The sequence below is a fragment of the Flavisolibacter ginsengiterrae DSM 18136 genome, from assembly GCF_059568575.1.
The window spans coordinates 82,591-98,668 of sequence record NZ_JCANTR010000018.1 but is presented as its reverse complement, the minus strand read 5'-3'; the positions used below and the strand labels follow the sequence as shown (position 1 = coordinate 98,668).

16 protein-coding genes are annotated in these 16,078 nt (G+C 41.0%); 4 read left to right on the top strand and 12 right to left on the bottom strand.

All coding sequences use genetic code 11. The features are described from left to right. Positions 1–1,178 precede the first annotated feature (1,178 nt). The gene (locus BP74_RS16965) at positions 1,179–1,571 is read left to right on the top strand and encodes a VOC family protein (protein WP_496375847.1); all 393 of its coding nucleotides are present in this window, start codon (positions 1,179–1,181) and stop codon (positions 1,569–1,571) included. A gap of 91 nt (positions 1,572–1,662) precedes the next feature. Here the strand turns inward: BP74_RS16965 and BP74_RS16960 are convergent, their stop codons facing one another. Further along, a complete protein-coding gene (locus tag BP74_RS16960; RefSeq protein ID WP_496375845.1) occupies positions 1,663–2,631 on the bottom strand; it encodes a glycosyltransferase family 2 protein in 969 nt (322 codons plus the stop codon). Positions 2,632–2,765: 134 nt separating this feature from the next. On the opposite strand from BP74_RS16960, the gene BP74_RS16955 reads away from it, so the two are divergent. Beyond that, positions 2,766–3,932: an acyltransferase family protein gene (locus tag BP74_RS16955; protein ID WP_496375849.1), complete on the top strand. Its 1,167-nt coding sequence runs from the start codon at positions 2,766–2,768 to the stop codon at positions 3,930–3,932. A gap of 23 nt (positions 3,933–3,955) precedes the next feature. Here BP74_RS16955 and BP74_RS16950 read toward each other — a convergent pair whose 3' ends face one another. Next, entirely contained in the window at positions 3,956–6,502 is a 2,547-nt protein-coding gene (locus tag BP74_RS16950; protein ID WP_496375843.1) for a TonB-dependent receptor domain-containing protein, read from the bottom strand. A gap of 62 nt (positions 6,503–6,564) precedes the next feature. Then, a complete protein-coding gene (locus tag BP74_RS16945; protein WP_496375841.1) occupies positions 6,565–6,948 on the bottom strand; it encodes an HYC_CC_PP family protein in 384 nt (127 codons plus the stop codon). Between the two features lie 256 nt (positions 6,949–7,204). Here BP74_RS16945 and BP74_RS16940 point away from each other — a divergent pair, with 256 nt between their 5' ends. Together BP74_RS16940 and BP74_RS16935 are read left to right on the top strand one after the other, a co-directional pair. After that, entirely contained in the window at positions 7,205–7,654 is a 450-nt protein-coding gene (locus BP74_RS16940) for a hypothetical protein (RefSeq protein WP_496375839.1), read from the top strand. Positions 7,655–7,995: 341 nt separating this feature from the next. Next, entirely contained in the window at positions 7,996–8,238 is a 243-nt protein-coding gene (locus BP74_RS16935) for a hypothetical protein (protein ID WP_496375837.1), read from the top strand. A gap of 28 nt (positions 8,239–8,266) precedes the next feature. Here BP74_RS16935 and BP74_RS16930 read toward each other — a convergent pair whose 3' ends face one another. From BP74_RS16930 to BP74_RS16890, 9 genes are all read right to left on the bottom strand, one after another. Beyond that, entirely contained in the window at positions 8,267–8,617 is a 351-nt protein-coding gene (locus tag BP74_RS16930) for a hypothetical protein (protein WP_496375835.1), read from the bottom strand. A gap of 199 nt (positions 8,618–8,816) precedes the next feature. Further along, positions 8,817–9,200, bottom strand: a complete 384-nt coding sequence (locus BP74_RS16925; protein ID WP_496375833.1) for a cupredoxin domain-containing protein — start codon at positions 9,198–9,200, stop codon at positions 8,817–8,819. A 105-nt stretch (positions 9,201–9,305) separates the two neighbouring features. Further along, positions 9,306–10,352 carry a sialidase family protein gene (locus tag BP74_RS16920; RefSeq protein WP_496375831.1) on the bottom strand — a complete coding sequence of 349 codons (1,047 nt, stop codon included), beginning with the start codon at positions 10,350–10,352 and terminating at the stop codon, positions 9,306–9,308. Between the two features lie 10 nt (positions 10,353–10,362). After that, positions 10,363–10,923, bottom strand: coding sequence for an AraC family transcriptional regulator (locus tag BP74_RS16915; protein ID WP_496375829.1), 561 nt, complete (start codon positions 10,921–10,923; stop codon positions 10,363–10,365). A 100-nt stretch (positions 10,924–11,023) separates the two neighbouring features. Then, entirely contained in the window at positions 11,024–12,607 is a 1,584-nt protein-coding gene (locus BP74_RS16910; RefSeq protein ID WP_496375827.1) for a Na+/H+ antiporter, read from the bottom strand. A gap of 7 nt (positions 12,608–12,614) precedes the next feature. Next, positions 12,615–13,178, bottom strand: a complete 564-nt coding sequence (locus BP74_RS16905) for an NADPH-dependent FMN reductase (protein ID WP_496375825.1) — start codon at positions 13,176–13,178, stop codon at positions 12,615–12,617. Positions 13,179–13,284: 106 nt separating this feature from the next. Further along, complete coding sequence (locus BP74_RS16900) at positions 13,285–14,571, bottom strand: NAD(P)/FAD-dependent oxidoreductase (protein WP_496375823.1); 1,287 nt, start codon at positions 14,569–14,571, stop codon at positions 13,285–13,287. Between the two features lie 77 nt (positions 14,572–14,648). Next, the gene (locus tag BP74_RS16895; protein WP_496375821.1) at positions 14,649–15,503 is read right to left on the bottom strand and encodes a pirin family protein; all 855 of its coding nucleotides are present in this window, start codon (positions 15,501–15,503) and stop codon (positions 14,649–14,651) included. Between the two features lie 63 nt (positions 15,504–15,566). Further along, on the bottom strand, positions 15,567–15,857 hold the full coding sequence (locus tag BP74_RS16890) for a GNAT family N-acetyltransferase (protein WP_496375819.1): 291 nt from the start codon (positions 15,855–15,857) through the stop codon (positions 15,567–15,569). Positions 15,858–16,078: the final 221 nt, after the last annotated feature.

Genomic DNA, 16,078 nt, shown 5'->3' with positions numbered 1-16,078 from the left:
TTTGTTGTAAATCGATTGTTGAAATGCAGGCATCAAACTTTTCCATAGCCATGTCAATGCCGATTCCATAACGAATAGCATTCATAAAAAAAGTTTAGGACATTAATAATAATATCAATTTCTTCTACTGCCTTGACTCATGATTTATTCAAGATTGAAATATATTATTTCATCTTTAAGTACTGTTCAGGCTAAGGAAGAAAAGGCACAAAGAAGATGTCTCGCGCCAACATAGTGAAATGTCATTTGTTTAGTCTCAATTTGAGGTATCAATGTGCCTTGATATCTATAGTAATTTAATTATTTAGCAAGATATGAGTCTCAATTTGAGGTATCAATGTGCCTTGATATCTATAGTAATTTAATTATTTAGCAAGATATGAGTCTCCTGAAAGGGACTCGCGGGTTTTAGTTTGATGACGTAAATTGAATTATGGCCATTGAAACAACTGTAACATCAAAAGGTATATACTTCATAATATTTACCTGTAATAATTGGCTTCCATTAATTGATACCGCTGGTGCTTATGATTAAGTATATAAATTCTTTGAAGTAATAAAAAAGGAAGGAAATGATATCGTAGGATATGTGATCATGCCTAATCATTTACACTTTCTAACAATTATAAGAACACTTCTAATAAAGGGCAAGTGGATGTTAGCAAAAGATAATGAGGCTTACATTCATTCTTCATGTCTTTTCTACTTTAAGAAGAAACAATGAGTCTGTGAAGTGACGCATTCAGTGAATCCGCGAGTCCCTTTCAGGAGACTCGCGGAGGAAGTAAGTTATGTTAATTATTTTTGTAATTTCAATGCAAATCCTTTGCATGCTAAGAGCAAAAAGATGTATTTATAAGCTTCTCAAGAACTCCTTTTTAGTTTCTGCTATCGGAATACTGGTAGGATGGATAGCAGGAACAGACAATTGGTTCGGAGCTTTTTTTGGAGCTTTCGGCTTATACAGCGCTATGCTAACCTTTTATATTTTTATTGCTCACGTTTTGCTTGTTGTACTCACATTTATTTCTAAAAACAGTGAGAGAGGACAGTGAGCAATGACTATTTCTGAACTTTACATTCTACACCTACCTTATCGCTTAAACTTTATTTCTAAGACCTTACCACTAAACCGATTTACTTCAATCTTTAACCAAAATAATTCTAACACGACAAGTATGAAAAAGGTAACTGGAATTGGAGGCATCTTTTTTAAATGCAAAGACGCCGGTAAAATGAAAGAATGGTACAAAACGCATTTAGGTTTGGACGCGGGTCCATATGGTGCCAGCTTTGAATGGCGACAAGCTGACGACCCCACAAAAAAAGGGTCTACCCAATGGAGCCCATTTGCTGAAACAACAAAATACTTCGAGCCTTCTTCCAAAGACTTTATGATAAACTACAGAGTTGAGAATTTAGAAGCGCTGGTGGAGCAACTCAAAAATGAAGGAGTAACTATCCTCGATAAAATTGAGGCTTATGATTATGGAAAATTTGTTCATATTATAGATGTTGAAGGCAACAAGATTGAACTTTGGGAACCTGTTGATAAAGAGAAATTAACATAAGTACATGGAGCAAACACGGAAAGTGCCTACAGGGCAATTACATTTTACATTTGCCTCCTGTTCAACTTGTAAACTTCCCACATTCGCCAGTTCATACCCTCCCTATCATCATCTTTGTATAGATCTTTGCGGCATTGAGAAGCATGGTGGCGTCGGTGTGCATTTTAAGCGCTTCACATATTTGTAAATGAGTGTTCTTTTTATTTTTTGTCTTATGCCAGAGTAAATTGGCAATGGTCAATGCATAATGCGCATAATGCCTGCTGGCTGCCCTGTACACCTGTTTTCTCTGCCCCTGTGGCACCAGTTCCTGGATCGTATTAATTACCCAACGTATGTCGCGGATATTATGAGCATTCCCAAATGAGGCACTTGAAATGGAATCTGTATGCATGCGGTACTCTGCGAGTATCTCTGGTGTGTAACCAACTTTATAATGAGCAGCTATGCGTGCCCACATTTCCCAATCCTCTCCATAGTTTACACCATAGTATCCGCCCAGTTTTTCATATACCTCACGCTTTACAGTAATGGTGCAGAATTGCAGGCGCTGTTTGCTGGCGATCTTAAGCAGCCAGTTGTCCAATACGCCATCTTCTTCCATCTCCACTGTATGCGTCCATAATACCTTTCCATTTTCATCTATCGTATCATATCTGCAAAAGGCGGCACCTATATCCGGGTATCGGTTAAAAAGGGAAGCGATCTTTTCGTAATAACCCATTCTCACACGGTCATCCCCATGAAGGATATGTATCAAATGACCTTGTGACAAATTAATACAGGTCTCAAAATTTTTGAGGCTGCCAACATTTCGCGGCTGCCGGTAATATACTACCCTCCCATTGCCTATCTTCTGCACCAATGCTTCCACGTTGGCATCTGTACTGGCATCATCCACTACCATTATTTGCATCTGCTGCGAACCAGGAGCCTGCTGAAGAATACTTTCAAGGGTGGAACGAAGCAGGTGAGAACTATTATAAACAGGTATCATTACGGACCAGAGGGGGCGTCCGGGTACATCAGGGTATGGCTTTATTATGGGTGGCGACTTCATTTTATCTCAGGGTGGCAGTAGCTTCCACAAGAATAGAAAAAATAATTAAGAAATTATAATATATGTCCTCTCTTTAACAATTGATACCAGGTAAACTATGATCAGGATATTCCACCCTTCACAAAACGTAAAAGATCCTAATAGAGTATATTGTACCAGGGATAGGCAGATCTACCTATATAAAGCCACTGGATAGCTTAAGAGCTATTGCGGTTATCCTTGTACTCATTTGGCATTGGCTGCCACGGGATAGCTTTTTAAATGCTGTGCGGACCGGCCCTTTTGGAGTAACGGTCTTTTTTGTACTAAGCGGTTTTTTGATCACCCGTATCCTGCTTGAGAACCGGAATGAAGCTGAAGCAGACAATCATTCACGATCCTTTATTCTACAAAACTTTTATATCCGCAGGGTACTGCGCATATTCCCTGCCTATTATTTTACACTGTTCCTGGTAGCGATCTTTCATAATCGGGTGAATCTTCCCTTTCCAAACAAAGAACTGGTGGCCAACCTTAGTTATACTTCTAACTTTTATGTATACAGGATACAATCCTGGCCCCCGCTCACACCTCATTTCTGGTCGCTGGCTGTGGAAGAACAATTCTACCTGGTATGGCCATTGATTATGCTTTTCACTCCCAAAAAATACCTTTTATACCTTATCTCTTTATTCGTTGGCATTGGAATCACCAGCCAGTGCTTAGCCAGTGATCCCGAATTCAGTTATGTATTGCCTCAAACCTGTTTGGATGCATTGGGACTGGGCGGGCTATTAGCATGGATAGTGGTATACAAACCCGGGCGGTTGAGCAGGACCTACCTACTTATATCCATAGCAGCCATTTGTAGTTTGCTGATCATGACGCTGGATTGGTTCGGACTGGAATTTTATCATCAATGGAGAATACTTTACTCCATAATCGGTGCCTGGATGACCTGTTATATCCTGGTAAATCAACATAATCAAACAACTATATTGACAATTTTAAACAATTCCATATTGATCAAAATAGGTAAAGTAAGCTATGGCATGTACCTGTACCATGTATTGTTCTTTTACTTATTCTGGAGTAAGACAATGGAACTGTTTTACCGGTTTATCCCTTTTATCAAAACCAACTATTACCCGTACCTGTTTTTTGTGATGAATGGATGCCTGTTGTACTTCCTGTGCTGGCTATCCTGGACCTTGCTGGAAAAGCCTATACTGGATTTGAAGCGCCTGTTCACCTACCAGGATAAAACTTCCCGTAAACAAAAAGCAATGCTTAAAATAGAAAGAGCAGGCTTAAATAATTAAGCCTGCTCCCTTTTCAATAATTACTATTTGATGGTGTATCTAAAACCTGTATATAATAATCTGCCCGTGAGTGGTCCCCAAACCATGGAAGCATCAAAATAATCACCAAAGGGCTCAGAAGCTGAGACAATGGCATGCTTTTGAAAATACCCCGTAAGGTTTTCACCGCCCACATAAAAGTCAATCAGCTTTTTCTTACCTACAGTTTTACTAAGCTGCGCATTCATAGTAACATAGGAAGGTGATCTTTCTTCCAGCTTGAATGCATCAGGGTTTAAGGCTGTGGATGGAAGCCTTTTCTGACCTGTGAAGTTGACAGTATAATCCATCTTCCAGCCATTGAGATCATAGGCCAGGTTGGCAAAGGCCCTGTGTTTCGCCGTAAGTGGTTTTTGTAACAACTTCCCGCTATAGGTAGTATTCACATCAAAGTAGCGGTATGCCAGGCGAAGTTCCAGCTTATTTACAGGAACAAGGTTCACCTCTGCCTGGAAGCTATTGGAATAGGATTTACCAGCCAGGTTATAAAACTGAACTTCCCTCGCATTCTCCAGGTCAACAACTACCTGGTTGGTGAAATCATTCCGGTAAAAGTCAACGCCAAAGGATGCATCCCGATTGAATGCCTTAAATTTCTGATCAAGGCTTATGCCCTTATTCCATGCTACTTCAGGTTGAAGTCCATAGGCTTTTCCCGAAACCGGATTAACTATCCTGATCATCCTTGAACTCACTAAAGCACCCATATTTTCAGCGAAGATATCCGCAGTTCTTTGTCCCCTGCCAGCACTCAAACGTACTGTGGTACGATTGAAAGGAGCATACCTGATATTAAGCCGGGGCGTACCAAACCAACCATACAGGTTATTATGATCTGCCCTGATTCCTGCTACTACATCCAGTTTTTCATTTGGAGTGAATGTATATTCACCAAAAGCACCAGGAACAACTTCCGTCCTGTTATAAGGTGTTGACTGCAACTGTTCTTTATATTGATCATATAAAAAGCTCATTCCTGTTTTGAACTTATGCACATCGGACCTGAACCTGGACTGGTAAATCAGGTTGGTATAAAAGTTTTTCTGGCGTGCATCATACGTTGTCAAACCAAAGTAAGCATCCTGCCTATGATCAAATGCCGATAACTGGAGCCCGATGCTTTTATGCATTTTTTCAGGAAATACATACCCTATTTTTCCAAAAGCTTCATAGCGATGGGTCTTAATTCCCAGGCCATAATTGTTGGTTGATAATTTATCCTTCGAAGATTCATAATCTAACGCTCCACCTGTTTTATCATCCACAAGCGCTTTCACTCCAAACTGGGCCATCAACCCATTCTCGCCCATGTATTGCCAACGATGCACAGCATTGAATTGATTTCCAGTGGGCAGGTCTTTAAAACCATCTTTATTAAAATCCTGCTTTGAATGGAGGAAATCGTCGTGCAACAATAAACCTGTTGACCATTTGCTATTGATCTTATGCGCCCAATTGAGGTTAACATCAGATTTACCCATGCTGTTTACATAACCGTTCAGGTAGAGTTTTTCACTGGTCTGTGGTTTTCTCAATTCAACATTGATCTGTCCAGCAATGCTTTCAAATCCATTGACCACGGAACCTGTGCCCTTGATCAATTGAATGGATTCAACCCAGGGACCGGCAATGCTGTTTAATCCCAGGGGGGTAGCGATGCCCCTTGGTCCAGGAAGGTTTTCTACAGTGAGCTGCGTATAGATGCCTGCCAGTCCCAATAACTGGATCTGCTTTGAGCCCGTGGCCGCATCACTATAGGAAACATCTACAGAAGGATTTGTTTCAAAGCTTTCACTAAGGTTGCAGCAGGCGGCTTTCAGTAACTCCTTTTTGGTGATGATGGCTGTCCGGAATGGATCATAACCATCAATATAACTGGTGCGCTGCCTGGCAGTGATGATCACATTGGATAAATTTTCCTTTTTACTCAGGCTCACCTGGATATCGTTCAATGCCCCTATAGAAACTGTGTCTGTAGCAAAGCCTGCATAGCTAACTACCAGTTTGCCGACAGACGCATTGCGCTTCAGCATGAATTCGCCATGGGGATTGCTAACAGTACTTACCGGGGTACCGGCCCAACTAAGGGTAGCCCCGGCAAGGGGATTCACCTGTCCATTGCCTGTTTCAACTACAATACCCCTGAGAACTGTATTATCTGAAGTATCAGCCTGCGCAATGGCTGCTTCCGGGGTCATCTCCCGGTAATGACAACATTCAGGTAGCGCATTGTAGGCCTCATCCCTGGCTTTTTCCAATTCGGTATCATGACCTGCTTCGGCCAGTTTGTGGTGAACCTGGTCAAGGCTAACCAATGATGGATCATAGGTAAGAGCTAAAGTATGCGAAGGGATATCCCATTGCGCCGACTGAACACCTTTTATTTTTAAAGCTTTTTCAATCCTGTGCTTACACTGTATGCAAACACCTGCTACCTTAAAACTTGTATTAACAGCAGATTGCTGTGCATGCATGAACAGGTAGCTAACTAATAATAGTATAACTAAAGAAGTTCGTTTAATGACTAACATTATGGTATTTTTTGGATCAACAATAATTACGCTTAGCAGTAGTATGCCTTTGCAATTTTGTATCAGATCCTGAATACCCTGTTCATTAAAAATAGTGCGCGGGAATGAATGGGAGGAGAAGTATATCCCCGGAAGACATCCTTTGACTCACTGGATGTAACCAGTAAGTCAGTGCTGTGTGTTAAAAATATAACCGGGGTGGAAGGATTGGAGATCTTGTAAACCAACTGGTAAGTATCCTGGTCTGCCTTGCTTTTTGAATTGATATTCTTTGTTTCGCAACACGGCTTTGAGCCCATTTTATGCTGGTTGCCACAGCCGGGATCCTTCACCGGCGCCAACTCAACAGATTTTAACTTGCCACAGCAATAATGCAACTGGAGGGTCATCCCCGTAGTGGAAAAACCATAAACCAGCATGAGCATTATAACAAGAAGCTTCTTCATTAAAGCATAAAGTTAATCAACTGTTCCAATTCTATCCAATGACCTTTATCATTCAGGAGCCCAAAGGTAGAAAGGTAAATATTGGTATGCTATAACCAAACAACTTTACAGTGAATTATAACATTTTGTTACCCTATAATAAAGTTATGGAAATGAACTGTCGGTGAATGCCGGCATTCTCTTGCATAATAGTAATTTTGAACTGCCATGATGTTTAAATCTTGTCCCTGTCTTTTTTGTTGATCAAACCTTAAAGATGAAAAAAGCTACCCTATTCATATTGACCTCTTTATTAGCATGGGGTTCATTAACAGCACAATCTATAGTTGTAAATACAGATTCTCTTCCGCTCCCTCTTTTCCAGGCCCGGGCCAATTACCCCTGTAACCATAACTTATGCAATGAATGTAATAGTTTCAATAAAAGCAGTTCGCTTTCCGGCAAAGAGAAAATGAAGGCTGAAGCTGTACAACTTCATCAACATTCGATAAGGCTGACCAATAACCGTCAAGGCTCCCCGGTGCACATTTACCTGAGCAAGTCAGTGAACCGGTCAACGAAAGAACAAATGAAAGCTGAGGTGATGAAACTGCATACTTGTTCTATTCATCCTCTGACTGCTCTTGACAAAAAGGATATTTGCCCGAAATGTTCAAGGATCCGGGCGGTGGAAGATTTGGAAAAGCGCCTGAATATCAAAGGATAGAGCTGAGCTGTTATTGACTTGGAATAAAAAAAGCCCCTCGGGAGGGGCAATACAGTTTTCCGGCTACAAAACTAATATTCATCGATTGGATACTGCTATAAGTTTTTCATTAAGGAATCAGGGATTCTCTGAAAATAGTCACAATCTTTCTATTGACGGTGCAAAGCACTTCATTTTATCTAAGAGATCTCATGATTTATATCATCGCCTCGCATGATAATTATCCAAAACTGCCATTTTATATAACTCCATGTATATAGCGTGTAAATCAGTGTTATAAATGATCACAATCAGTCTTTTTGAGGCTGTTTCACTTATAGATTAGTACTAGTAATCAATCAATGAATTTCCTGGTATCATCCACAGAACCTGAAGTTATTACCTTATACCTGGTAGATACAGATGACTGGCATTTGTATACACTGGTTCATAAAAAAGGAATAAAAGGCTTTGGTCACAGGCCAGAAAAGATCGTTATGCTTAAGGTGGAAGGAGAATGGATGTGCAGTGATAATAGCTATCCCGAACTTAATAAAAATCTTCAACGCGAAATCGAATGGTATTATAAAGCTTATTCCTGCTAAAAACCATGTACCGGAATAAGCCAGGAAACTATTCTACTCTAAAACTTACCTTTTCGGATTTCTTGTGCAGCTCATGATCAAGGTAAACCGTGATCTCAGCTTCAAGGTTGGCTGGGCCCTGCAATAAGCCTTTCCACTTCTGATCAATAGTGATGGTATCACCTTCATGATCATGAACGTGCGAAAAGAGGTAAACCGTTGTATCATTAGCCTTCCTGATTACAAGATCGTATCCATGGAGTGGAGCATTGGAAATGGCCTGTGCCCTGATGGACAAGGAATCATTCAATGGCAATATGGACCCGCTGGTGGGACTAAATATATTGATGGTGGCAACAGGAATAATTTCTTCCTCCGCAGGTTGAATTTTTGAATGCATGCAACTGAACATTATTACAGGTATCAATCCCAACCTGATACATAAGCCATTTACTTTCATCCTTACTCTTTTAAATGATTTCCATTTATGCTCCGTTCAGTATCTACATTAATGAGGTTATTTTCACAGGGCACGGTTAATTGCTGTGTACAAATCGATCAGGTATTTTTTGGAATGGAAGTAGCCCTGGCTTTTCATTTTAGTTAGCAACGACGGAGGCTTTCATTGCCGGGTGATAATTACAATGATAGGCATAGGTTCCGGCAGTGCTGAATGTATGGCTATAAGTACTTCCGTTATTCATATCACCGCTTGAAAAGCTGGCATCATCGGCCGTTACAGTATGCAACATATTATCATTATTCGTCCATGTTACAGTAGTTCCCGCCTTTACGGTCAAACTTGCCGGCGCGAAGCTCATTCCGGAAATCGAAATGGTATTACCACCTGTAGTTTGTGGATTGGTGTTGTTATTGGTGTTATTACCATATGGAGTATTTGTACTGCCGCCTTTACTGCATGATATCAGAAGACTCACGGCAAGGATCAGAAGCAATCCTTTGGATGTAATGTTGGTATTCATTGACCTTTTTTAACTAGATACGTATCCCGGGTGCTTTGAGTTGCCTGATCTATGCAAAATCAAAAATGTGAAGTAGGTATACTATATGTCGTTGAGCCTTAATGATTACAAACCGATCAGCATTGACTGGATCTGCTTATCCTTTTCCCAGACGCAAAACAACAGGTTATCATTGACCGCTTTTAACTGGGGAAGAGATCCCTTACCTATATTCTTTTTAATCCCTCCAGGAAGGGCAATGATCATTTCCCCATTTTGGGTCCAGGCATAGATGGAGTTGCCATTTATTATTTCCAGGGTACAATTACGACCCTCTCCTAAAGATTTTTCAGTTTCACCTGGTGAGGCGGAATATATAGTGGCTTCCCTTCTCCATACAGTACGCACATCGCCTGTTTGGTTCACGGCAAGTCCACCTCCATCCATTGGGCAACCAGAAAGTTTCCAGCTTCCCTGACCAAGTTTCGAAGCACTCTTAAATGTATGGCCGCCATTAAATGAAGTGGTGATATATAAGTCGCGGTTTCCATTCAGCCAGTTGCGGAACATAACATATACTTTATCCTGTTTTACAACAGTTGAAGGTTTACAACATTCACATACTGATTGATCCGGTGATGCATAAACCAACAGGTTTTTACTCCATGTTCTACCACCATCTGCTGAACGAATGCCCATTAACTTTTGTCCTTTGGGAATATTTACACTGAGCCATGTTGCAAAAACAATATTCCTATCTGCACTTAGTGCCATCAGTCCTTCTTTTGCGGATCCAGCTTGCTGGTTAAGCATTACTGGCCTCGTCCAATCTTTTGCCAGCCTGGTATAAGCATAAATATTGCCTTCTTTGGTACAGGCAGTGATGATCAGGCCGCGGGAAGACACTGCCACCTGGGGGCCACGCATAGCAAAAGAAAAAAGCCCCGGTAATACTGAGACCAGGGAAGGTGTTGTAAATGACTTACCGTCTTTTGACATGACATACATGATGCTATCTCCCGAACCATATACAACATGAATAATATTGGACCTGTCTTTTGCCACCGAGGGAACCTGGCCTTTACCAATGGTAATGACATGATCATTCACCATTTGGGCAGGAAGACAAAGATGCACCATGCAGAGAAGCATTAAAAATGAAAAAGTTTTCATATTTATAAACTCATATTTTATCAAGAGGGTTACGTTTGCTATTGCCTACCTTTTTAAAATGACTTGGAGTAAGACCCGTTGTTTTTTTGAACTGGGTGGAAAGATGCGCTACACTGCTATACCCTAATTGAAATGCAATCTCGCTGAGGCTCAGCTGATCATAAATGATAAGCTCCTTCACTTTCTCTATCTTTTGGTTAATGATATACTTTTCTATAGTAATGCCTTCCACTTCAGAGAAAAGTCCGCTGAGGTAAGAATAATCTTTATGTAAAGTATTTGACAGGATATCTGAAAAGTTTTTCCTGTTCTCATCATCATTATAATGAACCTGTTTAATAATGATATTCTTGATCTTTTCGATCAACTGTCTTTTGTTATTATCGAGTAATTCAAATCCTAAAGACTGGAGGTTTTTGCCTAATTCTTCAATCTTATCTTTTGATAGCTCCTGCTTTAATTCAATTTCACCCAGTGATACATTGCAGGAATCAATACCAAGTTTTTCCAGCTCATGTTCAACTGCTGCTATACAGCGGTTGCAAACCATGTTCTTAATATAGAGATTCATGCCTGTTCTTTTATAATCTTAGAATACAAATCTACAGATTGGGATGAATGCAATAATATCTCAAAATCCTGTTACCGCTTTTATGGCATTCAACTACCGCTTAATTGATCTTTAATTTTAACAGGCGGGCTTCATCGAGGTCCAACTCATTCTGGAGTTCAAGGAACAACTCATGATCAAGATCCTCTTCCTGCCTTAAGTCATGGAGTTTTTTACGCTTTGCTTTGACGGCTTCCAGCATCAGCAGCCTGGAAACTTTTCGTTGTTCTATTTCATCCTGTGTATTACAGTCGCTATACTGGTTGATGGTTCTTGTATAAATATCCCGAACATGATGGGCTGCTTCCGTATCCAGCTTTTCCAGCTTTATAATGTCCTCCACATGATCCAGTGCAGCCTGTGATAAGGAAGCCAAAACAAAATTAGCTTCCTGCCTTCTTTTTAGGTAAACCGAAAAATCAAGTTTGCGGATGATCCATGGCAAGGTCAAACCCTGAAGCACAAGCGTAAAAATGATGACACAAAAAACAATAAACAGGATAAGGTTTCTTTGTGGAAAAGGGCTGCCATTTTGCAGGAACAGTGGAATGGAAAACGCTGCGGCTACTGAAACAACACCCCTGATACCTGCGTAGGCTACAACAAAATCATGTTTCCGGGAAGGAAATAGAGGCTTCATCTTAAGCATTGACCTGACCTTTCCGGTGAGGAAATTTATAACAAATACAAAAATGAACCTGATGAGAATAGCCGCTAAACTAATGATGGCCCCCAGCTTCATTATATGGAGGATGGACTGGTCTTTGATGCCGGAAGCAATAAAGGGCAGTTGCAAACCAATTAGTATAAAAATGAGGCCCTGCAACAGCACCACAGTGAAATTCCATACAGCTATGGACTGCAGGCGCATTTTGGCGCTATGGATCTTTGCCTGCTTATTGCCTACAAATAAACCTGCGGCAACCACACTCAATACACCGCTAAAATGAAATTCCTCTGCCAGCACATAGGAGCCATAGGCAGTAACAAAGGTTAAACCGGTTTCAATAGCCGTGTCCATCTTCCATTTTTTATGCATCACCAATGACAGGTAACCCACGAGACAACCAATGCCTACACCTCCGGCTGAAGTCATGATAAATTGACCAATGGCACCTGAAAGGGAAAAGGAACCGATAAAAATGGAAGTCAAAGCAAACTGGAATGTGATCAGGGCACTGGCATCATTTACCAGGCTTTCCCCTTCCAGTATGGTCACAATTCTTTTGGGAATTTTGATATGTTTAAACACCGATGTTGCCGCAACCGCATCCGGAGGAGAAATGATAGCACCTAATAAAAAGCCCATGCCCAGGGTAAACCCCGGTAGTAAGGCACGAGCCACAAATCCTATGACGATTGTAGTAACAATGACAAGGCCAATGGAAAGAGTCGATATAGGTTCAATGTTTTTTTTAAAATCGACCCAATTGGTATTCCATGCGGCAGAATATAAAATTGGCGGCAAAAAAACCAGCAGAACAATAGCGGGATCAAGAAATAGTTTAGGAAACCCTGGTATTAAACTAAGCAACAATCCTGTAACAGTTAATAATACAGGGAATATGATATTGAGCCTGCGGGCAAAAATGGAACATCCCACAATCAATAACATCAGCAGGATCAACGTCTCAATAGACTGCATGCCAACCTTATTTTATAGCCATTTTTTTACCAGCCTCAATACACCAAAGCAATTCATCGATAAAGGGCTTAGCTCTTTTATTCACCCCTTCCTTGTCCACGGGGATTCCTTTCTCATCATAAACTTCCTGCACCTTGGGTCCGGGATACATGGCAGGCACTACCCAGGCACCGATCTTCCACAATGAAAATACCAGCGAGGTCATGACCTGGGTGCCTCCGAACTGGCCATTGGAGGCCGTAGCAATAGCAATAGGTTTTCTTTTCCATTCAGCATATAACAAGTCCACTACATTCTTAAGGCTGGCAGGATAACCTCCGTTATATTCCGGCGTCACAATGATCACCCCGTCCGCCTTGGTGATCTTATCTGCAAAGTCCAGTATTTCCGGAGAAGGATCTTTCATCAACCGCAACCTTTCATCAAAGACGGGGAAATTGTATAAATACAAATCCAAAAGATCCACTGTAGCCAGGGCATTCTGCAGCAGATAGTTTTGAAAGAATAAAGCTACGCGGTGGCTGTTCCTTCCAATACGTACACTTGAGGATATGATAGCTATGTTAGGCATGACAAAGATTTTTTAGGTGAACATGATTCACTTCCCGGGAGATGATTATACACCACAACCGTGCCTTATCTTATCAAAAGGTAACGCATTTAATTTTGGACACAGATCAATGAACCATGGATTCCTTTTCTTCCTTTTGTGGACGAATGATAAGTCTTAAGGTAGGGTCATTGGTTATAAAAGACCAGAACCAGTTAAAGGCCAGCCATACTTTATTCCTGAACCCTGCTATAGGCATGATATGAATGAATAACCATACCACCCATGCAAAGAAACCCTTAAAGAAAAGCTTGGGAAGATCAGCCACCGCTTTATACTTAGCTATAATGGCCATGCTTCCCTTATCGTTATATACAAAGGGCTTTGGCTTTTCACCATTATTTAGCCTTTTAATGTTTTCCGCAAACAACATTCCCTGCTGAATGGCCACCTGTGCCAGTTGAGGGTGACCGTTAGGAAACGCCTTATCGGTTGTCTGAAGGCAAATGTCTCCCAGTGCAAAAATATTATCCGTTCCCTTGACGCGATTCACATCGTCTACTATGATCCTTCTTCCACGTCCAATCACTTCTGGTGGCAAACCCGGCACTTCCCTTCCTGTAACTCCTGAAGCCCAGATCAATACAGTTGTCTCAATGGTCTGTCCATTGGCCAGTATCACTTTTTCATCCACATAATCCTTAACGGCTGTATTGAGTATAATATGAACGCCCAGGTCGCTTAAAACCCTGGTTGCCTCTTCCTGTGACTTCTTACTCATAGGCCCTAACAAAACAGGTCCTGCATCTATTACATATATATGCTGCTGAAGGTCCTTTATCTCGGGATATTCCTTTCGTCCAATATTATGTCCCATTTCTGCGAGCATACCGGCTATCTCGACCCCTGTAGGTCCTCCACCAGCGATTACAATATTCAAATGCTTTTCTCTTTCAGACCTATCAGTGGTCCTGACCGCATTTTCCATGTTTAATAAAATATGGTTGCGCAAGTTCAGCGCATCATCAATCGACTTCATGGGTAATCCATATTCCTTTACATTCTGCATACCAAAATAATTGGTCTCTGTGCCCACTGCCAATACGAGGTAATCATAATCGAGGGTGCCGGTATCGGTCTCTATGGTATTGGATCCAGGGTTGACTCTTACCAATGAGCCCATGTGAAACCTCAGATTATGCTTTTCCTGGAACATGCGCCTGAACGGGTAACTGATATTTGATGGTTCAATAAATCCCGTTGCTACCTGGTATAAAAGAGGAGGAAAAAAATGGTAATTATTTCTATCAACAAGAGTGACATGAAAATTATCGTTTTTAGTGAGACGCTTGATGAGATTGATACCTGCAAATCCGCCTCCAACAATAACTATCTTTTTAAATTCCTTGGACATAACATCTACTTTGATCTTAAAATATTTCCCTGCCGAAAAATTATTGAGTTTTTCTGCTCTCTCTATCTATACAAAAATCAATCCTCCAGTTTTCCGAATCTTCCTTCCGCATAATCTGTCTCAGCCTGGTGAATTTCTTCAGCCGTATTCATAACAATGTTTCCCTTTGCAGCAACTGGCTCTTCAATTGGCTCACCTGATAAATAGACAAGCCTGGTACCGGCTACCGCTTTAATATTAATCGCTGATCCGGACTTACTAAAAATTACAAGGTGTTCTGCACTCACCTCACTGTCATTGATTAACAATTCGCCATCCAAAATATAGAGCAGTGTCCAATATCCTTCTGTTGCCCTAATAGTAAAGGAGGTATTTTTTTCTACCGTACCAAATGCAGCCACAACAGGCGTATAGGAATATAGAGGTCCCTTAATAGTATCATATTCACCACAGGCAAGATGCAGATCAACTCCCGGCACTTGCATCATTAAAGGCATTTGACCCGGAGAAGCCTGGCGGTACCAGGGATCATCCCATTTATGCCGGGAAGGAACATTCACCCATAATTGAACGAATTCATAGGTACCACCCTTGGCAAGGAATTCCTTTGATGGCCCTTCACTATGCAGCAGGCCCTTGCCAGCAAACATCCATTGCACCTCACCTGCTTTTAGATATCCCGTATTACCCAACGAATCTCTGTGATAACCTTCACCCTGGAACTGGAAGGTAACAGGGGCGAATCCCCTGTGCGGATGTGGATGGATCCTTTCCGGGGGTGAACCTGGTTGATATGTTTTGGGAGGCAAATGATGCAGCACAATAAAAGGACTGGCAAACCTGAAATCCTTATGAGGCAATGGTTGCAAAATAGTTTCTTCCCCAATGCTCTTTTCTCTGCCCTTCAATATAAAGTCGATCTTCTTGTTCATGATCTTCTATTCAATTTTATTTAGCTGCAGGACCAGGAAATCACAAATTCCAAAGCGTGGTACTTATATACTCCAGATATCTGCGTACTCATCAGGATGACGTTTGAACCGGGCATGAACATATGGACAAAGCGGATTTACCTTTAATTGATGTTCACGGGCATAGGCCACCATTGCAGCCAACAATTTTTTGGCAATACCTTTCCCTTCTGCCTCTGGTACCACCTCAGTATGAAAAACTGTAAGCATAGCAGGTGCAATGGCTATTTCCATTTCACCAACCTTCGTTCCATTATCTGCAATTACAAATGCGCCATGGCCATTTGAACCTAATTTCAATTCAACATCTTCCATATCCAGCTTTTTATTACCGTTGATAAAGTTACAACATCGAAACAGTACAGTTACAGTACTGCAACAGGAATTCCCAAATTGGTAATAGTATTTTCATAATGACTATCTAAACCTCATATCTTTCAATCACAGTAACATATTTTCTATTGATAGGAATTTATATTGAAGAAGGTTGATTTCTGCATTTGTTTTAAAAGTGAGAAAAGTCTTATAAGTAATGC